25 protein-coding genes and 1 pseudogene are annotated in these 21,642 nt (G+C 68.1%); 15 read left to right on the top strand and 11 right to left on the bottom strand.

The features are described 5' to 3' along the window. Positions 1-100: 100 nt before the first annotated feature. Together abc-f and EV646_RS06460 are read left to right on the top strand one after the other, a co-directional pair. The gene (gene abc-f / locus EV646_RS06465) at positions 101-1,699 is read left to right on the top strand and encodes a ribosomal protection-like ABC-F family protein (protein WP_132145013.1); all 1,599 of its coding nucleotides are present in this window, start codon (positions 101-103) and stop codon (positions 1,697-1,699) included. A gap of 26 nt (positions 1,700-1,725) precedes the next feature. After that, positions 1,726-2,496, top strand: coding sequence for an enoyl-CoA hydratase/isomerase family protein (locus tag EV646_RS06460; RefSeq protein ID WP_241995473.1), 771 nt, complete (start codon positions 1,726-1,728; stop codon positions 2,494-2,496). On the opposite strand, the gene EV646_RS06455 is transcribed toward EV646_RS06460, so the two are convergent. From EV646_RS06455 to EV646_RS06445, 3 genes are read right to left on the bottom strand one after another with little or no spacing between them, the layout of a single operon-like run. Next, a complete protein-coding gene (locus tag EV646_RS06455) occupies positions 2,493-2,939 on the bottom strand; it encodes an SRPBCC family protein (RefSeq protein ID WP_132145009.1) in 447 nt (148 codons plus the stop codon). The genes EV646_RS06460 and EV646_RS06455 overlap by 4 nt on opposite strands. Before the next feature lie 17 nt (positions 2,940-2,956). After that, on the bottom strand, positions 2,957-3,295 hold the full coding sequence (locus EV646_RS06450; RefSeq protein WP_241995471.1) for an ArsR/SmtB family transcription factor: 339 nt from the start codon (positions 3,293-3,295) through the stop codon (positions 2,957-2,959). Further along, positions 3,292-3,732 (bottom strand): SRPBCC family protein, encoded by a 441-nt coding sequence (locus EV646_RS06445; protein ID WP_241995461.1) that lies wholly within the window; start codon positions 3,730-3,732, stop codon positions 3,292-3,294. Before EV646_RS06445 ends, EV646_RS06450 begins: the two co-directional genes overlap by 4 nt. A gap of 161 nt (positions 3,733-3,893) precedes the next feature. Between EV646_RS06445 and EV646_RS06440 the strand changes: the two genes are divergently transcribed. Continuing rightward, a complete protein-coding gene (locus tag EV646_RS06440; protein WP_132145007.1) occupies positions 3,894-5,783 on the top strand; it encodes an ABC transporter ATP-binding protein in 1,890 nt (629 codons plus the stop codon). Between the two features lie 22 nt (positions 5,784-5,805). Beyond that, positions 5,806-5,982: a hypothetical protein gene (locus EV646_RS38770; protein WP_158290908.1), complete on the top strand. Its 177-nt coding sequence runs from the start codon at positions 5,806-5,808 to the stop codon at positions 5,980-5,982. Between the two features lie 74 nt (positions 5,983-6,056). Here the strand turns inward: EV646_RS38770 and EV646_RS06435 are convergent, their stop codons facing one another. The 3 genes from EV646_RS06435 to EV646_RS06425 all read right to left on the bottom strand — a co-directional run bounded on the left by EV646_RS06435 (position 6,057) and on the right by EV646_RS06425 (position 8,379). Continuing rightward, positions 6,057-6,599: a hypothetical protein gene (locus tag EV646_RS06435; protein ID WP_241995458.1), complete on the bottom strand. Its 543-nt coding sequence runs from the start codon at positions 6,597-6,599 to the stop codon at positions 6,057-6,059. Between the two features lie 88 nt (positions 6,600-6,687). After that, a complete protein-coding gene (gene uppS, locus EV646_RS06430; RefSeq protein WP_132145005.1) occupies positions 6,688-7,299 on the bottom strand; it encodes a polyprenyl diphosphate synthase in 612 nt (203 codons plus the stop codon). 3 nt (positions 7,300-7,302) lie between these two features. Next, a complete protein-coding gene (locus tag EV646_RS06425) occupies positions 7,303-8,379 on the bottom strand; it encodes an ATP-dependent DNA ligase (protein ID WP_132145003.1) in 1,077 nt (358 codons plus the stop codon). Positions 8,380-8,589: 210 nt separating this feature from the next. Here EV646_RS06425 and EV646_RS06420 point away from each other — a divergent pair, with 210 nt between their 5' ends. Genes EV646_RS06420 through EV646_RS06405 form a run of 4 tightly spaced genes read left to right on the top strand, consistent with a single transcriptional unit; the run spans position 8,590 to position 10,270 of the window. Beyond that, the gene (locus EV646_RS06420) at positions 8,590-9,135 is read left to right on the top strand and encodes a DUF1707 and FHA domain-containing protein (protein WP_132145001.1); all 546 of its coding nucleotides are present in this window, start codon (positions 8,590-8,592) and stop codon (positions 9,133-9,135) included. 40 nt (positions 9,136-9,175) lie between these two features. After that, positions 9,176-9,508, top strand: coding sequence for a hypothetical protein (locus tag EV646_RS06415; RefSeq protein WP_132144999.1), 333 nt, complete (start codon positions 9,176-9,178; stop codon positions 9,506-9,508). Continuing rightward, on the top strand, positions 9,501-9,938 hold the full coding sequence (locus EV646_RS06410; protein ID WP_132144997.1) for a MerR family transcriptional regulator: 438 nt from the start codon (positions 9,501-9,503) through the stop codon (positions 9,936-9,938). The genes EV646_RS06415 and EV646_RS06410 overlap by 8 nt, the downstream gene beginning before the upstream one ends. Further along, the gene (locus EV646_RS06405) at positions 9,935-10,270 is read left to right on the top strand and encodes a YnfA family protein (protein WP_132144995.1); all 336 of its coding nucleotides are present in this window, start codon (positions 9,935-9,937) and stop codon (positions 10,268-10,270) included. Before EV646_RS06410 ends, EV646_RS06405 begins: the two co-directional genes overlap by 4 nt. Before the next feature lie 117 nt (positions 10,271-10,387). On the opposite strand, the pseudogene EV646_RS06400 reads toward EV646_RS06405, so the two are convergent. After that, a pseudogene (locus tag EV646_RS06400) lies at positions 10,388-11,254 on the bottom strand (zinc-binding dehydrogenase); the annotation flags it as partial. Between the two features lie 105 nt (positions 11,255-11,359). On the opposite strand from EV646_RS06400, the gene EV646_RS06395 reads away from it, so the two are divergent. Continuing rightward, positions 11,360-12,592, top strand: coding sequence for an ROK family transcriptional regulator (locus EV646_RS06395; RefSeq protein ID WP_132144993.1), 1,233 nt, complete (start codon positions 11,360-11,362; stop codon positions 12,590-12,592). Between the two features lie 42 nt (positions 12,593-12,634). On the opposite strand, the gene EV646_RS06390 is transcribed toward EV646_RS06395, so the two are convergent. Then, positions 12,635-13,984 carry a GH1 family beta-glucosidase gene (locus EV646_RS06390; RefSeq protein ID WP_132144991.1) on the bottom strand — a complete coding sequence of 450 codons (1,350 nt, stop codon included), beginning with the start codon at positions 13,982-13,984 and terminating at the stop codon, positions 12,635-12,637. A gap of 22 nt (positions 13,985-14,006) precedes the next feature. Further along, positions 14,007-14,939 (bottom strand): aldo/keto reductase, encoded by a 933-nt coding sequence (locus EV646_RS06385; protein WP_132144989.1) that lies wholly within the window; start codon positions 14,937-14,939, stop codon positions 14,007-14,009. A gap of 328 nt (positions 14,940-15,267) precedes the next feature. Here EV646_RS06385 and zapE point away from each other — a divergent pair, with 328 nt between their 5' ends. The 3 genes from zapE to EV646_RS06370 all read left to right on the top strand — a co-directional run bounded on the left by zapE (position 15,268) and on the right by EV646_RS06370 (position 17,491). Next, positions 15,268-16,287: a cell division protein ZapE gene (zapE, locus tag EV646_RS06380; RefSeq protein WP_132144987.1), complete on the top strand. Its 1,020-nt coding sequence runs from the start codon at positions 15,268-15,270 to the stop codon at positions 16,285-16,287. Between the two features lie 79 nt (positions 16,288-16,366). Continuing rightward, positions 16,367-16,606: a hypothetical protein gene (locus EV646_RS06375; protein WP_132144985.1), complete on the top strand. Its 240-nt coding sequence runs from the start codon at positions 16,367-16,369 to the stop codon at positions 16,604-16,606. 30 nt (positions 16,607-16,636) lie between these two features. Then, the gene (locus EV646_RS06370; protein WP_132144983.1) at positions 16,637-17,491 is read left to right on the top strand and encodes a PPK2 family polyphosphate kinase; all 855 of its coding nucleotides are present in this window, start codon (positions 16,637-16,639) and stop codon (positions 17,489-17,491) included. A gap of 17 nt (positions 17,492-17,508) precedes the next feature. Here the strand turns inward: EV646_RS06370 and EV646_RS39210 are convergent, their stop codons facing one another. Then, entirely contained in the window at positions 17,509-17,757 is a 249-nt protein-coding gene (locus EV646_RS39210) for a hypothetical protein (RefSeq protein WP_199236846.1), read from the bottom strand. A 161-nt stretch (positions 17,758-17,918) separates the two neighbouring features. Next, a complete protein-coding gene (locus EV646_RS06360; protein ID WP_132144981.1) occupies positions 17,919-18,449 on the bottom strand; it encodes a YbhB/YbcL family Raf kinase inhibitor-like protein in 531 nt (176 codons plus the stop codon). A gap of 145 nt (positions 18,450-18,594) precedes the next feature. Between EV646_RS06360 and cobT the strand changes: the two genes are divergently transcribed. The 3 genes from cobT to EV646_RS06345 are packed head-to-tail and all read left to right on the top strand — an operon-like array spanning position 18,595 to position 21,640. Beyond that, the gene (gene cobT, locus EV646_RS06355) at positions 18,595-19,629 is read left to right on the top strand and encodes a nicotinate-nucleotide--dimethylbenzimidazole phosphoribosyltransferase (RefSeq protein ID WP_199236845.1); all 1,035 of its coding nucleotides are present in this window, start codon (positions 18,595-18,597) and stop codon (positions 19,627-19,629) included. Then, positions 19,626-20,837, top strand: coding sequence for a uroporphyrinogen-III C-methyltransferase (gene cobA, locus EV646_RS06350; RefSeq protein WP_132144977.1), 1,212 nt, complete (start codon positions 19,626-19,628; stop codon positions 20,835-20,837). Before cobT ends, cobA begins: the two co-directional genes overlap by 4 nt. Then, positions 20,834-21,640, top strand: a complete 807-nt coding sequence (locus EV646_RS06345; RefSeq protein ID WP_132144975.1) for a TrmH family RNA methyltransferase — start codon at positions 20,834-20,836, stop codon at positions 21,638-21,640. Before cobA ends, EV646_RS06345 begins: the two co-directional genes overlap by 4 nt. Positions 21,641-21,642 lie beyond the last annotated feature (2 nt).

Here is a 21,642-nt window from a genome sequence, read left to right as displayed (position 1 = left end):
CTGGGTGGGGATAGGCCTGTTGTGACGCTCTGCTGCGAGCGCGTCACGGATCCACCCGCCACGGACCTGACCCACAACCTCGAGGACACCTGCCACCGCGATGATCACTGTCTCCAATCTCGAGGTCCGCGTTGGTGCCCGGCAGTTGCTGGCGCCTGCTTCGTTTCGGGTCGGGGCGGGGGACAAGGTCGGCCTGGTCGGGCGGAACGGCGCCGGGAAGACCACGCTGACCAAGATCCTCGCCGGTGAAGGACTCCCGGCCAGCGGTTCGGTGAGTTCGTCCGGCGAGATCGGCTATCTGCCGCAGGACCCGCGCACCGGCGATCTCGACGTACTGGCGCGGGACCGGATCCTGTCCGCCCGCGGTCTGGATGAAGTCGTACGGCGGCTGCGGAGCGCGGAGAAGTCGATGGCCAGCGCGGACGAGAAGACGCGCGCGAAGGGCATGCGGCGGTACGAGCGGGCCGAGGCAGACCTGCACGCGGCCGGGGGCTACGCGGCCGAGTCGGAGGCGGCCCGGATCGCGGCGAACCTCGGGCTGCCGGACCGGGTTCTCGGGCAGCCGCTGAGCACGCTGTCCGGTGGTCAGCGTCGCCGCGTCGAGCTGGCCCGGATCCTGTTCGCGCAGGCGGAGACGCTGCTGCTGGACGAGCCGACCAACCACCTCGACGCCGACTCGATCGTCTGGTTGCGCGACTTCCTGAAGGCGTACAGCGGTGGCGTGATCATGATCAGCCACGACGTGAACCTGCTCGAGGAGACCGTCACCCGGGTCTTCCACCTGGACGCGAACCGGGCCGAGATCGACATCTACAACGTCGGCTGGAAGGCCTACCTCAGCCAGCGCGAGACCGACGAGCGGCGGCGCAAGCGGGAGCGGGCGAACGCGGAGAAGAAGGCGTCGCAGCTGGTCGACCAGGCGAACAAGATGCGCGCCAAGGCGACCAAGGCGACCGCGGCGCAGCAGATGCTGAAGCGGGCCGAGAAGCTGATGGCCTCGCTCGAGGACGAGCGCGCTTCGGACCGCGTGGCCAAGATCGCGTTCCCGACCCCGGCGCCGTGTGGCAAGACGCCGTTGATGGCGCGCGAGCTGTCGAAGTCGTACGGATCTCTGGAGATCTTCACGGACGTCGACCTGGCGATCGACCGGGGCTCGCGAGTCGTCGTACTGGGGCTGAATGGCGCTGGGAAGACGACGCTGCTGAGGGTGCTGTCCGGGATCGAGAAGTCGGACACCGGTGAGGTGATCGACGGGCACGGGCTCAAGCTCGGGTACTACGCGCAGGAGCACGAGACGCTCGACGTGAACCGGACCGTGCTGGAGAACATGAAGTCCGCCGCACCGGATCTGAACGAGACGCAGGCCCGGAGCGTACTCGGCTCCTTCTTGTTCACCGGTGACGACGCCGACAAGCCGGCGCGGGTGCTGTCCGGTGGTGAGAAGACACGGCTCGCACTGGCGACGTTGGTCGTGTCGGCGGCGAACGTGCTGCTGCTCGACGAGCCGACCAACAACCTGGATCCCGCGTCCCGGGCCGAGGTGCTGAACGCGATCCGCTCGTACGCCGGTGCGATCGTGCTGGTCACCCACGACGAGGGAGCCGTCGAGGCCCTCGAACCCGAGCGAGTTCTCCTCCTCCCCGACGGCGTCGAGGACCTCTGGACCAACGACTACGCCGACCTGGTCTCGCTAGCCTGACCTACTCCGCAGTAATGTTCCGTGCCATGACGGATCTGGGACTGCGGTTGACGGTGGATGGGCCGGTCGCTCGGGTTGTGCTGGACCGGCCTGAGGTGCGCAACGCGCAGACGCCGGCGATGTGGCTGGCCTTGGCGGAGTTCGGTACGGCGCTGCCGCCCGAGGTCCGCGTGGTCGTGGTGTCGGGGGAGGGGCCGTCGTTCTCGGCAGGACTGGACCGGCGGCTCATCATGGGCGAGAACGAGCTCGGCGAGGAGCCGCTGCTCTCCCTCGGGGCGAAGCCGACCGCCGAGGTGTACGAGCTCATCGCCGAGTTCCAGGCCGGGTTCTCCTGGTTGCGGCGTCCGGAGATCGTGAGCATCGCCGCGGTCCAGGGACACGCGGTCGGCGCCGGCTTCCAGCTGGCCCTGGCCTGCGATCTTCGCGTCGTCACTCCGGATGCTCGTTTCAGCATGCGCGAGCCCGCTCTCGGCCTCGTTCCGGACCTCGGCGGCACCCAGCCGCTGGTCCAGCTGGTCGGCTACTCCCGCGCCCTCGAGATCTGCGCGACCTCGCGCTGGGTCGAGGCGGCCGAGGCGAAGGAGCTCGGTCTGGCGAACATCGTCGTACCGGCCGAGGAGCTGGCCGGAACTGTGAAGGATCTCTCTGACGCTCTGCTCGGCCCGCTCCCCGGCGCGATCCGCGAGACCAAGGCCTTGCTCCTCGGTGCCGCGGATCGCTCGTACGACGACCAGCTCAAGGCTGAGCGGGAAGCCCAGGAGCGCCGGTTGAAGGAGCTCCTGGCCAACCTGCCCTAGTGCCAGTTGCTGATCTGCAGGTCGCGCGGAGCGGGGTCGCCCTGACCGGTCTCGACGTACTTCTTCAGGCTCAGCAGGTACGAGCCCCACTTGGTGCTGCAGTGATACATGAACTCGACCGGCTCCTTCCAGCCCTCGTGCTTGAACAGGACGATCGTGTACTCGTCGGCCGTGCTCAGCTCGAAGCTGACGTGCGTGCCGATCCACTCCTCGGGGCCGTCGACGACCTCCCAGCGGACCAGCTTGCCCGGCTCGAGGTCCAGTACCTTCATGCCGAACCCACCGCCGGCGACGGGGAAGTGGAACCGGATCACGCCGCCGACCGACTCGTCGCCTTGCGTGTCGTCGGTCCACCAGCCCGCCAGGCCGGGGATCGTGGTGAGTGCTCTGGTGACGTCCTCGGGGGACGCCTTGATGCCGATGCGGTGCAGGATGTCGACCATGGGAGTTGCCTTTCTTCTCAGGTGTCTCGGTTGTCTCGGGTGCGCTGGATCGTTTCGGCGATGCGCTTGATGCGCTGGAGTCGCCGGTCCCAGCTCTCGCTGACGTCGGTCATCTGGGCGATCGCGCGCTCGAGCTGCGCCTCGTCCACGGTGTATCGGCGTTCGCGTCCGGCCGGCGCGGAGTGCACCAGCCCGGCCCGGTCGAGCACGCCGAGGTGTTTCGCGACCGCCTGCCGGGTGACAGGCAGTTGGTCGCTCAGGCTGGTCGCCGTACCACCGGCGCCCGCCAGCAGCAGATCGAGCATCCGCCGCCGGGTCGGGTCACCGATCGCCGACCAGAGCTCGTCGTCGATCACGGCCTGTGCACCAACCGCTCGACGTACGGCGTGAGCCGGGGGAGGAAGTAGTCCCAGCCGGTGGTGTGGTCCTCGAGCATCTCGTCGGGCTTCGCGGCCTCGTCGTACCCGGTCTCGGCGAAGCGCAGCAGCGTGCCGCCGTCGACCGGGATCAGGTCGAAGGTGACCAGCAGCGAGTTCTCCGGGGTGGCGGGCTCGTCGTCGTACGCCCAGCGGAAGGAGAACCGTCGCGGCGGGTCGGCCTCGACCACCGTCAGCGGCACGACCTTCGTCCCGTCCTGGCGCCGGAAGGTGACCGTCCCGGTCGCGCCGGGCGCGGCGTCGAGATCGGCGTCGTCCGGCCACCACTCACGCATGTGCTCGGGCGAGCTGACCACCCCGTAGACGACCTCCGGCGAGGCCTCCACCCGAATCTCCCGCTCGATGCTCCGAGTCATCACAGTCACCGTTCCCTTTCGCAACCTTTGGTTGCTATGACTGTAGGGCACGATGCCGGTATGCGCAACCACCGGTTGCAGGAAAGCTGTCCGTGCCGTGCGGGAAGATTGCGGTGACGTGAACTGTTGTGAAGGTCCACAAGGCTTGGGGAGGTGACCGGATGTCAGGAATGATGATGCGCCCCGGCATGGGTGCGGCCGGCTGGCGACGCCAGGACGAGTCAGTCCTCGGGAAGAAGCTCGCAAAGGGGACGCTGCCGCGGATCGCGCGGTTCGCCAAGCCCTACCGTTGGCACATCACGCTGTTCCTGCTACTCGTGATCGTCTCGGCGTTCCTGGTGATCGCGTCGCCGCTGCTGTTCAAGAAGATCGTCGACGACGGCATCACCAAGGGGAACGCGGGGCTGGTGACCGCGCTGGCCCTGGTCGTCGCGCTGCTCGCGGTGGTCGAGGCCGTGCTCGGTCTGATGCAGCGCTGGTTCTCGGCGCGCATCGGTGAGGGACTGATCTTCGACCTGCGCACCAAGGTGTTCTCGCACGTCCAGCGGATGCCGGTCGCGTTCTTTACCCGGACCCAGACGGGTGCGCTGGTCTCCCGGCTGAACAACGACGTGATCGGCGCCCAGCAGGCGTTCACCTCCACGCTGTCGGGCGTGGTCTCGAACATCATCAGCCTGATCCTCGTGGTCGGCGCGATGCTGGTGCTGAGCTGGCAGCTGACCGTGGTGGCGATCCTGATGTTGCCGATCTTCCTGATCCCGGCCCGGGTTCTGGGCCGTCGGCTGGCCGCGATGACGCGGGAGCAGATGAACCTCAACGCCGAGATGTCGACGTCGATGACCGAGCGGTTCAGCGTCGGCGGAGCGCTGCTGGTCACGCTGTTCGGTACACCCTCGATCGAGAACCGCGACTTCGGCGAGCGCGCCGGCCGCGTCCGCGACCTGGGCATCCGGATCGCGATGCTCGGCCGCGTGTTCTTCACCGCGCTGACTCTGGTCGCGGCGCTCGCGACAGCTCTGGTGTACGGCGTGGGCGGCAATCTCGCGGTCCGTCAGACGCTGACAGTCGGGACGCTGCTCGCTCTGGTCGCGCTGCTCGGGCGGCTCTACGGCCCGCTGACCGCGCTCTCCAACGTGCGGGTCGATGTGATGACCGCGCTGGTGTCGTTCGAGCGCGTCTTCGAGGTGCTCGACCTGGAGCCGATGATCAAGGACGCGCCGGACGCTCCTGACGTGCCGGCGGACGCGGCGAGTGTCGAGTTCGACCACGTCGCGTTCTCCTACCCGACCGCGGATCAGGTGTCGCTGGCGAGCCTGGAATCCGTTGCAGTGCTGGACAAGCGGGTCTCCGCGCAGGTGCTCGAGGACGTCAGCTTCGTCGTACGGCCTGGGCAGATGGTCGCGTTGGTCGGACCATCCGGCGCCGGCAAGACCACGATCACCAACCTCGTCGCCCGCCTGTACGACGTGACTGGGGGAGCGGTGCGGGTTGGTGGGCAGGACGTTCGGGACGTCACGCTGCGGTCGTTGCATGATGCAATCGGGTATGTCACGCAGGACGCTCACATGTTCCACGACACCATCCGGGCGAACCTGGTCTACGCGAAGCCGGACGCGACCGAGGACGAGATGATCGACGCGCTGAAGTCCGCGCAGATCTGGGAGCTGGTGTCTGGTTTGCCAGACGGACTCGACACCGTGGTCGGCGATCGTGGCCACCGGCTGTCCGGGGGAGAGCGCCAGCGGTTGGCCATCGCCCGGTTGTTGCTGAAGGCACCGAGGATCGTCGTACTGGACGAAGCCACCGCGCATCTGGACTCCGAGTCGGAGGTCGCCGTACAGCGAGCGCTGGACACGGCGCTCGAGGGTCGTACGTCGCTGGTGATCGCGCACCGGCTCTCGACGGTCCGCAACGCCGACCTCATCCTGGTCGTTGACCACGGCAACATCGTGGAACGCGGCACCCATGAGCAGCTCCTCGCCCAGGGCGGCGAGTACGCCGACCTCTACCACACCCAGTTCACCGAATCCGGCACCGCGGCCGGTGTCTGAGCTCGGCGAGGAGGCGCGCACGATGATCAAACTGGCAATGGTCCTGGCCGCCGGCTACGCAGGCTTCAAATTCGCCTACCACTCCGAAGACGGCCGCCACTACGGCCAATCCGGCGACCGAACCCTGCGAACCACCCTCGCCCTCCTCATCGCAGCCCTAACCGCCGGTACGACGTACGCCGCCCTCCTCCCACACTGACCCTGGGCGGCCCGCCCGACACCGGCCGCCGGCCCGCATCCGGGCGGCTTGCTTCAACCACGGCCGTGGCACCCCTAAGAGCTAGCTGCCTTCTGCGTGTCGTGTTCCAGCAGGTGCAGGACCGGCACACCGAGATGCCGTCGGGCTGAGTTGGTCCAGTCGAGGTGGAAGAACTCGGCCACCACGTGTGGCCGGGTCAGGATGATGACCTCCTGCCCATTCACCTTGTCCACGGTCGCGATCAGCGCGTCGATCGGCCGGTCGTGCGAGATACCGCCGTCGGCCTCCTGGCCGAGATCCCGCAGCCGCTGCACGCTCCGCCCGGTGCAGCCCTTCGCCTCGGTGTCGATCGCCTTCTGCGCCTCCGCCAGGTCCTGCCGTTGCGTCGCCAGCCCCGGCCCGTACAGATCTGCGGTCCCCAGCGCGCTGATAGACGCCTCCACGCCGGCCTCGGCGTTGTGGCACGGCACGAGCACGTGGTACTTCACTGGCTCGGGCATGTCCTGGTGCAGTTCGACAACGCGGTTCGCGTCCGGCTCGGACAGCTCCTGCTCGACGAGCAGTACGACGTCGTACATCTCGCACACCTCCGGCTCTACCAGTCGGTATGCCTCCATGATGCCCCTCCGCGGGCCGAAAGACCGCCCTCCGCGGCGGACACCTTCCGACTTGTTGCCCACGGTGGAAGGCAACCGTCCGCCGCGCTCAACTGGATCGATTCAGTTGGCGGCGCCCGTACGTCCGCAGCGCCCGCATCAGGTCGATCTGCCGGAACGCGGGCCAGTAGAGGTCGCAGAAGTCGATGTCGGACCGGGTCGTCTGCCAGAGCAGGAAGTCGGACATCCGGAGTTCTCCGCTGGTCCGGATCACCAGCTCCGGATCGGGAAGATCGGGCAGGTAGAGGTGCCGCCTGATCGCGTCCTCGTCCAGCCCTTCCGCGACATCGGACAGCGACCGGCCGGACACAGCTGCCTCGTCCAGCAGTCCGCGCACCGCGTCGACGACCTCGCCGCGTCCGCTGTACCCGATCGCGATGGTCAGGTCACCGGCGTCAGTTCGGTCGCGGGTCTCCTCGACCGCCTCCTTCAGCGCGCGAGCCGTTGAATCAGGCAACAGATCCAGCTGTCCCGCGACGTGCAGCCGCCACCGGTCGTTACGCCGTACGTGATCGGCGATCACGGTCTCGGTGAGCTGCATCAGGTAGTCGACCTCGGCCGAGTCGCGCCGCCGGATGTTGTCCGCCGACGCCACCCACGCCGTCGGCGAGCTGGCGACGGAGTGAGCGCAGGTAGAGCCGGTAGACCGGTGCGCGGAAATCCATCAACTGGTGGCGCTCGTAAGTACGTCGGCCAGGTCGAACTTCACCGGCTCCTCGAGCTGCTCATAGGTGCAGGATTCCGGCGTACGGTCGGGGCGCCAGCGGACGAACTGCGCCGTGTGGCGGAAGCGAACGCCTTCCATGTGGTCGTAGCGGACCTCGACCACGAGCTCCGGCCGCAGCGGCACGAACGACAAGTCCTTGCCGGCTTGCCAGCGGCTGCCTTCCGCGTTGCGCGGCGTACGCGTGCCTTCTTCCTGCCGCGCCCACGCCCACGGGTGGTCGTCGAACGTCGTGACCAGCGGTTGCATCTCCTCGAAGAGTTCCTTGCGCCGCTCGAGCGGGAAGGCGCCGATCACGCCGACGCTGGCCAGTGTCCCGTCCTCGTTGTAGAGCCCGAGGAGCAGCGAGCCGATCCGGTCCGGCCCGCTCTTGTGCACGCGGTACCCGGCGACGACGCAGTCGGCAGTGCGCTCCGGCTTCACCTTGAACATGACGCGCTTGTCAGGCTGGTAGATGCCGTCGAGCGGCTTCGCGATCAGCCCGTCCAGACCGGCGCCCTCGAACTGCTCGAACCACTGTTGCGCCGTGGCGTGGTCGGTCGTCGCCGGCGTGACGTGCACCGGCGACTTCGCGTTCTCGAGGGCCGCGAGGAGCGCCGTACGACGTTCCGAGAATCGACGCTCGGTGTAGTCGTCATCGCCGAGCGCCAGCAGGTCGAACGCGACGAAGCGGGCGGGCGTCTTCTCCGAGAGCATGTTGACCCGGCTCGCGGCCGGGTGAATCCGCTGCTGCAGCATCTCGAAATCGAGCCGGTCGCCCGACTCGCCGATCACGATGATCTCGCCGTCGATCGCACACCGCTCCGGCAGATTCGCCTTCACCGCCTCGACCAGCTCCGGAAAGTACCGCGTCATCGGCTTCTCGTTCCGGCTCCCGATCTCCACCTCGTCCCCATCCCGGAAGATGATCGACCGGAACCCGTCCCACTTCGGCTCATAACTCAACGCGCCACGCGGTATCTCCTTCACCGGCTTGGCCAACATGGGCTTGACCGGCGGCACAATCGGCAGTCGCATCCCGCCATTCTCACCCACCCACCCGCCCCCCACCAGAACCCCACGCCCGCACCCCCTGCCCGGTTCCTGGAGGCTTTTGAGCACAACCAGGGAGGGTTTCTGGCGCTATCCGGGAGAAACCCTCCCAGAACAAGCAGGGTGAGCCGGGAACAAAGCGGGGTGGGTTGAGGGTGGTGGACAGTGGACCTGGGTGGCGCTGACAATGCGGGGATGACATCGGTGCCGGTGGAGGGGGCGCGTCCGTCGGATGCGGAGCGCGATCGGGCGCTGGCGATTCTGCGGGACGGGGCCGGTTCGGGGCGGCTGTCGCACGACACCTTCATTCGCCGGATGAACTTCGTCCTCCGCGCCCAGAGCCGCGCCGAACTGGCCGCCGCCACCCGCGACCTGCCGCGCGACGAACCTCGCGCCATCACCTGGCTGCGCGACCTCATCGCCCGCATCCCACGCCTCACTCTGACTCCACGTGCGACCCCGGTCCCGCGGCCCGGTCTCGCGCTCCCGAAGGCCGGCTCGCCGACGGTGCGGATCGGCCGCGGCCCCGGCGCGACGCTCCGCCTGGCCGACATCTCCGTCTCGCGCTGTCACGCCGAGCTCCGCCACGTCGGCGACGGCTGGATGCTCCGCGACCTGGGTTCGATGAACGGCACGCAACTCAACGGCCAGCGCATCACCACGCCGGTCCGCGTCCGCCCCGGCGACCACATCCGCTTCGGTGCCGTCTCCTACGTCCTCACCTGGACCGACCAGCCCTGACCTTGCATCCCGTACCTAGGTACGGGTTTACCGTCGAACCATGAGTACGACGAACTGGGCCCCCGAGGCCTGCGCACTGCCCACCGCGGAGCTACCCCTACGTGTGGCCGAGTTCGACACGCTCTTCGCCGAGCAACTGGAGAGCGTCACCCGCCTCGACCCGACGACAGCCGACCTGATCCTGTACGCCGACGCGCAGTCGACCGCCGCCGACCTGACGAGGCGAGAGACCAAGTGCTGCTCGTTCTTCCGCGTCGACCTGGCTCCGGCGGACAGCGGTCGCGTCCGGCTGCGGATCTCCGTACCGCCTGCGCAGACCGCCGTACTGGATGCGTTGACCGCGCGCGCACTTGAGAAGTCCAGCCGTGACTGAGAGCTTGCGAGCGGGGCAGGTCGCGGCTGCGGCGGGCGTGAACCTGGAGACGCTCCGGTACTACGAACGGCGCGGACTGCTGGATGAGCCGACACGGACGCTCGGCGGGCATCGCGTCTATCCGGAGGAGGCTGTCACCACGATCCGGGTGATCAAGGCGGCGCAACGGCTCGGATTCACGCTCACCGAGATCTCCGACCTGCTCGACACCGCCCGGCATCGGCACGGTCGCGGCGAGGGAGCAGGTCTCCAGGCCCGCGCCCGCGAGAAGCTGGTCGCCGTGGAAGCCAAGATCGACGACCTCACCGTCATCGCCGAAACCCTGCGCGCAGGCATCGCCGCCGGCTGCGACGACCTGGAAACCTGCGCCGGCGACCGTGACTGCCCCCTGCCCTTCACCGTCCTCGCCGAGTCGGGCGAGCGCTCGTGACAGTTCTCCGGTCGGTGGTGTTGTTCGTACTGGCCGCGGTGGCGGAGATCGGGGGCGCTTGGCTGGTGTGGCAGGGGTGGCGCGAGCAGCGCGGGCTGTGGTGGATCGCCGGCGGAGTGATCGCGCTCGGCGCCTACGGGTTCGTGGCGACCTTCCAGCCCGACCCGAACTTCGGCCGGATCCTCGCCGCGTACGGCGGTGTCTTCGTCGCCGGCTCCCTCGCTTGGGGGATGCTCGTCGACCACTTCCGCCCCGACCGCTGGGACCTCCTCGGCGCCACCATCTGCCTCGTCGGCGTCGCCATCATCATGTACGCCCCTCGCACCCCGTAGCGCCCGGGCTGGGTCAGGGGATGAGGACGACCTTGCCTGTGGTGGTGCGGGATTCGAGGCGTGGTGGGCGCGGGCGGCGTCTGATAGCGGGAAGGGCGTGGTTTGGGCGTTCCAACGGCCGGCGAAGGTTTCTTCGAGGGCGGTGGCTTCGAATTGGCGGAGCTTGGGCAGCATCTTCGGGCCGATGGCCCAGGTGGCGGTGAGGCCGCGGCTCATCAGGTCGTCGGTGGTGAGCTGGATCGGGCCGCCGCCGGACCAGCCGAACATCAGGACTCGGCCGCCGATGCCGAGCAGGTCGAACGCCTGCTGACCGGCCACCCCGCCGACGCCGTCGAAGAGAACGGTGATGGCGCGCTCACCCAGGTCTGCCTTCAGCGCGGCCGCCCAGTCCGGGTCTTTGTAGTCGACGGCGTACTGCGCACCAAGCTCGCGGACCAGCTGCACCTTCTCGGCGCCGCCCGCCAAGCCGATCACAGTCGCGCCCACGTTGCGTGCTGACTGGATGAGATAGCTGCCTATCCCGCCGGCCGCAGCAGTCACGAGTGCGACGTCGTCCGCGGTCAGCCCGGCTTGGGAGAGGATCCCGGCCGTCGTACGACCGGTGCCGATCGCCGCCACGGCTTGAGCGGCGTCGACCTGAGAAGGAAGCTCGTACAGCGACTCCACCTTTGCGACGGCGAGTTCGGCGTACCCGCCGGGGACCATCCCGAGGTGTACGACGACCCGCTTGCCGATCCATGCCGCGTCCACGGAAGGTCCGACGGACTCCACGCGTCCGGCGACCTCGCGGCCGGGAATGGTGGGCAATTCGGGCAGTGCGAACGGTCCACCGGCGGCGCCGGCGCGCAGCGTGGTGTCGACCAGATGGACTCCTGCCGCCTGGACCCGAATCAGTACCTGTCCCGGCGCCGGGACAGGATCCGGTACCTCCTCGTAGCGCAGATTCTCTGCCGGGCCGAACTCGTGCAGCCTGATCGCTCTCATGACCAGCGAACCTAGGGGCTCAACAATGGTTGAGGTCAAGAATCCCCACTTCCTTACCTTGTGTATTAAAGTTCGCAAGAGAGGTGGTCAGGGAGGGATGGTGACGTGGCGAAGATCTTGAAGGGCGCGACCGCGCAGGAGACGCACAGTGCGATCCTCGACCTGATCCGGTCCAGCGGTACCGTCACCCGGGTCGACCTGGCCGACCGGTCAGGGCTGACCGGGGCGTCGATCTCGCGCGTCGTGAAGCAGCTGCTCGCCGACGGCCTCATCATCGAGACCGGCCTGGGCGACCCCACCGGCGGCAAGCGCGCCACCCTGCTGCAGTTCAACCCCCGAGCCCGGCATGCCGTCGGCATCTCGATCGACACGCCCAGTACGACGTACGTCGTCACCGACATGAGTGGGCGCGTGATCGACCAGCTGTCGTCGCGCGGCATCGGCCGGGATACGCCGGCGACCGCGATCAAGCGCATCACGGACGAGCTCGAAGGCCTGATCGTCAAGGCGAACATCGAGCCGTCGACGCTGGTCGGTGTCGGAGTCGCGCTGGCCGGTCGGCAGGGCGGGGGAGGGATGCGGCTGCTGCGGGGCAACTCGTCGCGGTACGCCTGGGAGCCGTTCGCCGTCCGGGACACACTGCGTGCGGCAATCGACCATCCGATCGTGGTCGAGAACGACTCGACCTGTGCCGCGATCGGCGAGTTCTGGGCCGGGCGCATCCCGTCCGCGAACGACTTCGCGACTGTCTACATGGCGGCCGGGTTCGGCCTCGGCCTGGTGACGAACGGCGATGTGTACCGCGGCTCGTCGTCGAACGTCGGCGAGATCGGCCACATGGTCCTGGACGTCAACGGCCCGAGCTGCTGGTGCGGTGGCCGCGGCTGCCTGGAGAGCCTGGCTGCCCCGGCGCGGGTGGTGAAACGCGCCGAGGAAGACCCGACGCTGGTGAACGAACTCGCCCTGCGCGGCCGGCGGACCGCCGTACGCTCGGACTTTGCGAAGATCGCCCGGCTGGCGGCGGCCGGTGATCCGCGCTGCGTCAAGCTGATCGAGGAGTCGGCGACGTACCTGGCGAAGGCGCTGCTGTCGATCACCAACCTGCTGGACCTGGATCAGATCATCCTCGCCGGCCCCGGCTTCAGCGAGGCCGGCGATATCTATGTCCGGATCGCGTCGAGCGAGCTCAACCGGTTGTCGTTCGTACGCGCGATGCACCCGACCCGTGTCGAGCTGTCGAAGCTGGGCCCCAGCGCCGCCGCCCTCGGCGCTGCATCGCTGGTCCTGCACAGCCAGCTGACCCCGCACCAAAAGTCCAGCCGCGCACTCACGATCTAAGAGTGGCTGGCCTCCCACCGCCCCAGCGAGAGGCCAGTCACGTCATGCAGACAGGAAGCGCTGTAGCCAGCGGCCGCTGTCCTTGACCGTGCGCTGCTGTGTCTCGTAGTCGACGTACACGAGACCGAAGCGCCGGCTGAAGCCGAAGGCCCATTCGAAGTTGTCCATCAGCGACCAGGCGAAGTAGCCCTTCAGCGGAAGACCCTCTGAGACCAGTTCGCGGCAAACGGAGATGTGCTGCTCCAGGTACGCCTGCCGCTCAACGTCCGCGACTGCGCCGTCAACAAGCTCATCCGGGTACGCCGCCCCGTTCTCCGTCACGTACAACGGCAACTCGGGCGCGAGCTTGTTGATCGTCACCAGGATGTCGCGCAGCCCCTTGGCCTCGATCGGCCAGCCCATCTGCGTCTTCGGCAGACCGGTGTCAACGGCAACGACATTCTCGCTCCCCGGCTGAGTGCTCGGCGTACCAGGCGAAGAGATCGGCCCATCAGGTGCCGCAACCGTCGTCGGGCAGTAGTAGTTCACACCCATGAAGTCCAGCGGCGCCGAGATCGCCGCCAAGTCATCCGCGAAGTCGGCGAACCACGACGCCATTCCGGTGTCCTCGAGTACGTCGGCCGGGTACTGCCCGACCAGCAACGGCTCCAGGAACAGCCGGTTCCGCAGCCCGTCGATCCGGCGGGCGGCATCGCGATCCGCCTCAGAGTCGGAAGCGGCATGGATCGGCGCCGGGTTCAAAGCGATGCCGTACGAGCCCTCCGGCGACCGAATTGCCTCCAAGGCCAGACCGTGTCCAAGCAGGAGATGATGCGCCGCCTTCAGCGCGTCGGCGCCCGACGGACGGCCGGGCGCGTGCTCGCCGTTCCCATAGCCGAGGAACGTCGAACACCACGGTTCATTGAGCGTGATCCAATGGGTGATCACGTCCGACAACCCCGAATGCGTGATCGCCGCATAATCCCGGAACCGCTCGGCCGTGTCCCGCACCAGCCAGCCGCCGCCGTCCTCGAGCGGCTGCGGCAGGTCCCAGTGATACAGCGTCGCGTACGGCGTCACGCCGTACTCCAGGCACGTCTCGGCCAGCCGCCGGTAGAAGTCGAGGCCGGCGGGATTCGCAGCACCCGAACCGGTCGGGACGATCCGCGGCCACGCGATCGAGAACCGGTACGCCTTCAGGCCGAGGTCGGCCAGCAGCCGGATGTCCTCGGCGAACAGGTGGTAATGGTCATCGGCGACATCCCCGGTGGTGCCGTCGACAATCCGGCCGGGGGTGTGCGCGAACGTGTCCCAGATGCTCGGACCGCGGCCGTCCTCGGAGACCGCTCCCTCCACCTGGTACGACGCCGTCGCCGCGCCCCAGGTGAACCCGGGTGGGAAGCCGTTGGTCAAGGTGTCTCCTTCATCGAGTGGGTCAGCCCTCGACCCAGTACTGGCGCTCCGGCAGGAGGCTACCTAACCGGTTAAGGAGGTCGTCAGGGAGGTCCGCTTCCACGGCAGCGACCAGGGCGTCGACGCGGGCCGGTTTGCTGATCCCGACGACCGTGCCGGCGATGTCAGGATTGTCGACCGAGTGCCGCAGCGCAGCCGTGGCCAGGTCGATCCCGTGGTCCCGGCACGCCTTGTCCATCTCGCTGACAGCCTCGAGTACGGCGGCCTCAGCCTCGCGGTACGCGTATTTCGTCGAACCCAGCGGGTTGGCCAGGATGCCTCCGCCGTAGATGGCGGCGTTGACGACAGCAATGCCGTCGGCGACCGCGCGGCTGATCAGATCGCCGGCCGAGTGGTCGACCAGGCTCCAGCGGTTGTGCACCAGCAGGACCTCGAAACCGCCGAGGTCGAGGTAGCGCGCCAGCTCGGAAGTGTTGCCCCCGGCAAGACCGACATGGCCGATCTCACCGTCGGCGCGTAGTTGCATCAGCGTGTCGACGGCATCACGCATCGTGTCGAAGTCGTGGAACTCCGGGTCGTGCAGGTAGACGAGTGGCAGATCGTCGAGCCCCAGTCGCTCCTTGCTTTCGGCAACGCTGGCGCGGACCCGTGCACTCGAGTAGTCCTTGCCGCGCGCATCCACTTTCGTCGCGACCAGGAAGCCGTCGGGGAGTCCGCCGTACTCGCGCAGAGCCTGGCCGATCCGCAGTTCGCTCTCGCCGTCGCCGTACCCGTTGGAAGTGTCGATCCACTTGATCGGGCTGTCGAACACCCGCAGGACGAGGTCGACCGCCTCCTGCCGGGTGACGTCGTACCCGAAGACCGCGGGCATGCCTGCGATGCCGCTGCCGCCGGCGCAGACGGCGGACACGGTCAGACCGGTGGATCCGAGGGGCCGTAGCCAGTCGCTTCTCATACCTCGGAGCCTACGGCGAAGCCGAATCCGTCCGGATCGACGTAGACAGTCTTGCCGTCGGGAGCGGTTTCAGACGCCAGAGCTGGTGGGTCGCCGATCAGCTCGGCGTAGGCGAAGCCACACTGCGCCCTTCAGTACCGTCCGCCGCGTAAAAGTCCCGGCGTCTCGCCGTTCGCCCATAACCGACTCCTCGTCGCTGCACCTCACGGCCTCACACTCAACTTCCTAACTGAAAGTAAGAAAGTGGTCAAGGTCACGTCAAGCGGCTGCCCAAGTTTCCCGAGGTTTCCCGGCGAAGCCGGCGGTACGCGCGCTTAGGGTTGGGCGCATGGTGATTCGGCTGAGTGAGCGGTGGCCGGAGGTGAGTTCGGATCGGCTGCTTTCCGAGTGCGTACCTCCGCCACGCTTCGCCGACGTCCGGTTCTCCACCTACCGCCCGGATCCCGACGAGCCGTCGCAAGCTCAAGCGCTGGACTTCCTCAGCGAAAGAGCCCAGCAACTCGCCAAGCCACGCCAAGCCCCGACGCTCTGGTCCCGCCTGCGCGGCCGCACCCCGCCTCCCGGCAAGCCCGGCGTCTATCTCGACGGCGGCTTCGGCGTCGGGAAGACCCACCTGCTCGCGTCCCTGTGGCACGAGTCGGCCGGCCCGAAGATGTACTGCACCTTCGTCGAACTCACCAACCTCGTCGGCGCCCTGGGCCTCCGCGCCGCGGTCGACGCGCTGTCGTCGTACCGGCTGATCTGCGTCGACGAGTTCGAGCTCGACGACCCGGGCGACACGATGCTGATCTCCCGCCTGCTCGGTCAGCTGGTCGCGGCCGGCGTCGAGCTCGCCGCGACCTCGAACACGCTGCCGGACAAGCTCGGTGAGGGCAGGTTCCAGGCGATCGACTTCCTCCGCGAGATCCAGGCGCTCGCCGCGCACTTCGACGTACGGCGTATCGACGGACCGGACTACCGGCATCGCGGCCTGCCCGTCGCGCCCGAGCCCTGGCCGGAGGAGCGGGTCGAGAAGGTCGCCGCCGACCGCCCCGGCGCGTCCTGCGACCACTTCGTCGACCTGCACCGGCACCTCGCCGAACTGCACCCGAGCAAGTACGGCGCTCTGCTCGACGGCGTCGAGGCGGTCGCGATCACCGAGATCCGCGAACTCACCGACGAGAACGTCGCCCTCCGCCTGGTCGTACTCGCCGACCGCATGTACGACCGCGACCTGCCGCTGTTGGCCGGCGGCATCCCGCTCGACAAGATGTTCTCCCCGGACATGCTCAAGGGCGGCTACCGCAAGAAGTACCTGCGCGCGATCTCCCGCCTGATCGCCCTCGCCAACACCGGCATGAACGTCTAGGCCTGTTACAACAGCCCACCGGTCGGATAACAGGCATTGCGTGACCGCGCAGGCGTGCTTGGCTGGAATGGTGTCGAGCATGCGCAGAGGCGGCCCATGGCTGACGCGCGCTGTCATCTACCTTTGTGGAACCCTCGTTCTGCTGTACGTCGCCAACCGTCTCGGAGCCGCCCACTACAAGGCGACGGACTGCAAGGGCGACTGCGGTTTCGCTGGGTTGGAGGGCCTGGTCTGGAGCGTGATCGCGCTGCCCGTCAGCCTGGTCGCCGTACTGGTGATCGAACTCGTCCTGCACCGGCGGCGCGAGGCAAAGCGCTGATCGGGGCCGTTCATGCGGCAGGATGGGCGGATGGCGAAGCAGAAGAAAAGCGAGGGGCTGCTCGGGCAGCTGCGGGTGCCGTCGGGTCCGGTCGACCTGACCAAGTACGACACGCGCGCAACGCCTGGCTTCAGCGGGACCAAGGAAGAGGGAAAGGTCGCGCTGGAAGAGCTGGGCGCCGAGGTGTCGGACTGGCAGGAGCGCCTGTTCGCCGAGGGGCGCAAGGGCGGTCAGCGCAGCGTGCTGCTGGTCCTGCAGGGGATGGACACGTCCGGCAAGGGCGGCGTGATCCGGCATGGCGCCGGGCTGATGGATCCGCAGGGGTTGCGGATCACGTCGTTCAAGGCGCCGACGCCGGCCGAGAAGCGCCGCGGGTTCCTGTGGCGGATCCGGCAGGCGCTACCCGGGCCGGGCATGATCGGGATCTTCGACCGGTCGCACTACGAGGACGTGCTGATCGCACGGGTCCGCAACCTGGTAGCGCCACCGGTCTGGAACCGGCGCTACGAACAGATCAACGACTTCGAGGCCGAACTCGCCGCGAACGGCGTCACGCTGCTGAAGTACTTCCTGCACATCTCACCCGAGGAGCAGAAGACCCGACTCGAGGCGCGCCTCGACGACCCGACGAAACACTGGAAGTACAACCCGGGCGACGTCGACGAGCGTGAACTCTGGCCGGCGTACGTCGAGGCCTACCACGCGGCCCTCGAACGCTGCAACGGCCCCGAGGCGCCCTGGTACGTCATCCCCAGCGACCGCAAGTGGTACCGCAACTGGGCCGTCACCACCATCCTCCTCGAGACCCTCAGGTCCCTCGACCCCCAATGGCCCATCGCCGACTTCGACGTCACCACCGAAAAGAAACGCTTGGCTTCGACCTGAGCGGCGGTTGCTTCAAGTCACGCGAGCGAATTGTCCGCCAGGATACGTTCCAAGGATCGGCGACCCATCCGGCTCATGGCCGCGTTGCTTTTGACGTAGTACCAGACCAAGCCCATCGCTTGAGCGAAAGCCCACGCCTTTCCTCGCTCCCATTCAAGGTCGTCGACGCTCGTGACTGGCAGGCTCCGCCACTCAGGAAACTGCTGCTCGACCAACCTGCGCACCGTCTCAGGTGACACCGTCAACTGGTTGGCGTGCATCTTCATGGCGGAAGCATCTGCGTCACGATTTTCGGCTGCAACCCATTTCCGTGGCGCAATGTTGCCTGCCGGCTACAGCGGCGAACGGCGCAAGCGCGCCCGGCATGCCGTCGCGGGCGACGGCAACAGCACGCGCACCAAGGGTGGGCGTAGCGGCCCGTGGGGAACTACGCCGGGATTTGGTACGTCGGGGTGATGATGGCTCGGGCCAGGGTGTGAAAGGCGAGGTTGAAGCCGACGACGGCGGGGCTGGCTTCGTCGTCTACGTCGAGGGCCTCGATGTCGATGGCGTGTACGACGAAGTAGTAGCGGTGGACCTGGTCGCCCGGGGGTGGGGCGGCGCCGCCGTACGACTTGGTGCCGAAGTCGTTGCGGACGTGGAACGCGCCGTTGTCGAGGCGTTCGGTGGTGCCGGCGCCGGTCGGCAGGGAGGTGACGGTCGCGGGCAGGTTGACCAGGACCCAGTGCCAGAAGCCCGAGGGGATCGGCGCGTCCGGGTCGAAGCAGGTGACCACGAAGCCCTTGGTCTCTTCGGGGAATCCGGACCAGCTCAGCTGCGGCGAGGTGTTCCCGCCGGCGAACGCGTGGTCGTCGGACAGCGGTTCACCCTGAGCGAGGTCGGTACTGGTGACGGTGAAGGAGCCGGCCTTCGGCAGCAACTCGTACGGGTCCGGGGCGACGGGGCGATCGAGCGACATCTGTGATCCTCCGGGATCTCGCGAGGTGTGGTGATTCCGACATTACTGTCCACATCACACGGGCACGTCCCTGGGCACGGCCGCAGGGATGCGAAGATCGGAGCGGGCCGTGTTCAGACGGCCGTGGACGAGTGGAGGACGTGCGGTGGAGGACTACCTGGCCCGGATCGGCCCGGCGGACGAGACGGCGATGCGAGCCGCCGCGGAGCGCCAGCTCGCGTTGACGAAACCGACCGGTTCCCTCGGTGTCCTGGAGGAGCTGTCCGTCCGTGTCGCGGGGATGACCGGCAGTTGCCCGCCTGCCGTACCGGCGCCCGCGGTGGTGACCGTCTTCGCGGCCGACCACGGCGTCCACGCGCAGAGCGTGTCGCCGTGGCCGCAGGAAGTCACCGCCGCGATGCTGGCCAACTTCGCCGCCGGCGGCGCCGCGGTCAACGCGTTCGCCAAGAACAACAACGTCGACGTACGGGTCGTCGACGTCGGCGTCGCCACCCCGGTCGACCAACTGGACATCGTCCACGCCAAGGTCCGACCTGGCACTCGCGACCTCTCGACCGAAGCGGCGCTGACCGAGGACGAGGTGCTCCAAGCGATCAAGGTCGGCTTCGACCTGGCGGATCAGCTCGTCAAGGACGGCTACCGCTGCCTCCTCACCGGCGACATGGGCATCGCCAACACGACCGCGTCCGCGGCCCTCATCGCCACCTTCACCGGTACGACGGCCGAGGCGGTCACCGGCCGCGGCACCGGCATCGACGACGCCACCCTCGCTCACAAGACAGCAGTCGTCGCAGGAGCGCTCAAGCTACACCAGGCTTCAGATCCGCTCGGGGCGTTAAGCGCGTACGGCGGCCTGGAACACGCCGCCCTCGCCGGCTACATCCTCGGCGCCGCCGCCAACAAGGTCCCCGTGATCCTGGACGGCGTCATCGCAGGAGCCGCCGCGCTCGCGGCCCAGGCGTTCCACCCAGCGGTGGTCGACTATTGCGTCGCCGGACACCGCTCGGCCGAGCCGGGCCACGCGGTCGCCCTGAAGGCGCTCGGCCTCCAGCCGCTCGTCGACCTCGACCTCCGCCTCGGCGAAGGCACAGGCGCCGTACTCGCGTATCCGATCCTCACCTGCGCCGTCCGCGCCCTCGGCGAGATGGCCACCTTCGAGTCGGCCGGGATCAGCTCGTGACCAGTCAGTACCTGTCCGGCCTGGTGCTCGACGGACGCCGCGTCGTGGTCGTCGGCGGCGGTGGTGTCGCCCAGCGACGGCTGCCGCGGCTGATCGAGTCCGGCGCCGAGATCGACCTGATCTCACCGTCCATCACCCCGACCATCGAGGGCCTGCTCTCCAACCCGTCCCTGCACTGGATCGAACGCGGTTATCAGAACGGCGACCTCGACGGCGCCTGGTATGTCGTCGTCGCCACGGACGACACCGAGGTCAACGAACAGGTGTCGGCCGAGGCGGAGGAGCGCCGGATCTTCTGCGTCCGGTCCGACGATCGCGCCCGCGCCACTGCGTGGACGCCGGCGTCGGGTCAGCACGATCACGTCACCATCGGCGTCCTGGGCGCGGGCGATCACCGGCGGTCGGCAGCGGTCCGGGACGCGATCCTGGAGGGTCTGCGCACCGGCGAGCTCGGCGCGCGGGACTCGCTCGACAAGCATCCGGGTGTCTACCTGGTCGGCGGAGGTCCGGGTGATCCCGACCTGATCACGGTTCGCGGCCGTCGGCTGCTGGCTGAAGCCGATGTGGTCGTCGCGGACCGGCTCGCACCGCAGCCGCTGCTCGATGAGCTGCACCCGGACGTCGAGCTGATCGACGCGGCCAAGTTGCCGCGCGGCCGGGCGGCTCAGCAGGAGGAGATCAACCGGATCCTGGTCGAGCGCGGCCGGGAGGGGAAGGTCGTCGTCCGGCTGAAGGGCGGTGACCCGTACGTGTTCGGCCGCGGCTTCGAGGAGGCGCTGGCCTGTGCGGAGGCAGGCGTTCCGTGGACGGTGGTGCCCGGCATCAGCAGTTCGATCTCGGTGCCGGCGGTCAACGGGATCCCGGTCACGCATCGGGGTGTCACGCACGAGTTCACCGTCGTGTCCGGCCACATCCCGCCGTCGCATCCGGACTCGCTGATCAATTGGGACGCCCTGGCGCAGCTCAACGGGACGCTCGTACTGCTGATGGCGGTCGAGAACCTGCCCGCGATCACCGAGCGCCTGATCGCGGGTGGTCGCGTGGCTGAAACGCCGGCCGCGGCGATTGCCGACGGCACCCTTCCCGGTCAGCGGATGGTGAGCTCCGACCTGGCCGGAATCGCCGCCGCGATGCAGGAAGCCGGCGTCGGCGCGCCCGCGATCGTTGTCATCGGCAACGTCGTCGACGTGGCCGCGCAGGCCCGATGACGCTCGTCCCGCTGGACGATCCCGGCGACGAGCGGCTCGCCGACTACGTCCAACTGCGCGAGGTCAACCTAAGACGGCTTCTGGAGGAGGAGCACGGGCTGTTCATTGCCGAGGGCGACAAAGTGATCCGCCGGGCGGCGGACGCCGGATACGAGCCGCGGTCGTTCCTGCTCGCGCCGCGGTGGCTGGAGTCGCTGGCCGATGTACTCGCGCAATGGCCCGAAACTCCGGTGTACGTCGTGTCGGAGGACCTCGCGGAGCAGGTCACCGGGTTCCACGTGCACCGCGGCGCGCTGGCGTCGTACAAACGTCAGAAGGCGCAACCGCTCGCCGAGCTGCTGACCGACACGACGAGACGGATCGCGATCTTCGACGACATCGTGGATCACACCAACGTCGGTGCCGGATTCAGAGCAGCTGCGGCGATGGGCGTGGGCCTCGTGCTGGTGACGCCGACGTGCGCGGATCCGCTGTACCGGCGATCGATCAAGGTGTCGATGGGCACGGTCTTCCAGGTGCCGTGGACTCGGCTGGCGTCGTGGCCTGGTGATCTGCAAGTCCTCCAGGATCGGGGTTTCACGGCGGCCGCGTTCGCGCTCACGGAGGACTCGATCACGCTGGACGAGCTGGTCGCGCGGCAGGACGAGCGACTCGCGGTGATCTTCGGCACCGAAGGGCACGGGCTCAAGCCGCACGTGCTCGAAAAGGCAGACCTCACCGTGCGCATCCCGATGGCGGGCGGCGTCGACTCCCTCAACGTGGCATCCTCGGCAGCAGTCGCCTTCTACGCGACGCGAACCTAGGG

This window comes from Kribbella antiqua, from assembly GCF_004345665.1.
Taxonomy (GTDB): Bacteria; Actinomycetota; Actinomycetes; order Propionibacteriales; family Kribbellaceae; genus Kribbella; species Kribbella antiqua.
The sequence above is the reverse complement of the archived record's forward strand: the minus strand, read 5'-3'. Positions and strand labels throughout refer to the sequence as shown.

Bases quoted from the DNA above. Each gene is read 5' to 3' on its own strand.
- zapE (WP_132144987.1), top strand. From the start codon at position 15,268: ATGGTGATTCGGCTGAGTGAGCGGTGGCCGGAGGTGAGTTCGGATCGG.
- EV646_RS06375 (WP_132144985.1), top strand. From the start codon at position 16,367: ATGCGCAGAGGCGGCCCATGGCTGACGCGCGCTGTCATCTACCTTTGT.
- EV646_RS38770 (WP_158290908.1), top strand. From the start codon at position 5,806: ATGATCAAACTGGCAATGGTCCTGGCCGCCGGCTACGCAGGCTTCAAA.
- EV646_RS39210 (WP_199236846.1), bottom strand. From the start codon at position 17,757: ATGAAGATGCACGCCAACCAGTTGACGGTGTCACCTGAGACGGTGCGC.
- EV646_RS06440 (WP_132145007.1), top strand. From the start codon at position 3,894: ATGTCAGGAATGATGATGCGCCCCGGCATGGGTGCGGCCGGCTGGCGA.
- EV646_RS06345 (WP_132144975.1), top strand. From the start codon at position 20,834: ATGACGCTCGTCCCGCTGGACGATCCCGGCGACGAGCGGCTCGCCGAC.
- EV646_RS06415 (WP_132144999.1), top strand. From the start codon at position 9,176: ATGAGTACGACGAACTGGGCCCCCGAGGCCTGCGCACTGCCCACCGCG.
- abc-f (WP_132145013.1), top strand. From the start codon at position 101: ATGATCACTGTCTCCAATCTCGAGGTCCGCGTTGGTGCCCGGCAGTTG.
- EV646_RS06425 (WP_132145003.1), bottom strand. From the start codon at position 8,379: ATGCGACTGCCGATTGTGCCGCCGGTCAAGCCCATGTTGGCCAAGCCG.
- EV646_RS06460 (WP_241995473.1), top strand. From the start codon at position 1,726: ATGACGGATCTGGGACTGCGGTTGACGGTGGATGGGCCGGTCGCTCGG.
- EV646_RS06435 (WP_241995458.1), bottom strand. From the start codon at position 6,599: ATGGAGGCATACCGACTGGTAGAGCCGGAGGTGTGCGAGATGTACGAC.
- EV646_RS06455 (WP_132145009.1), bottom strand. From the start codon at position 2,939: ATGGTCGACATCCTGCACCGCATCGGCATCAAGGCGTCCCCCGAGGAC.
- EV646_RS06420 (WP_132145001.1), top strand. From the start codon at position 8,590: ATGACATCGGTGCCGGTGGAGGGGGCGCGTCCGTCGGATGCGGAGCGC.
- EV646_RS06445 (WP_241995461.1), bottom strand. From the start codon at position 3,732: ATGACTCGGAGCATCGAGCGGGAGATTCGGGTGGAGGCCTCGCCGGAG.
- EV646_RS06360 (WP_132144981.1), bottom strand. From the start codon at position 18,449: ATGTCGCTCGATCGCCCCGTCGCCCCGGACCCGTACGAGTTGCTGCCG.
- EV646_RS06370 (WP_132144983.1), top strand. From the start codon at position 16,637: ATGGCGAAGCAGAAGAAAAGCGAGGGGCTGCTCGGGCAGCTGCGGGTG.
- EV646_RS06385 (WP_132144989.1), bottom strand. From the start codon at position 14,939: ATGAGAAGCGACTGGCTACGGCCCCTCGGATCCACCGGTCTGACCGTG.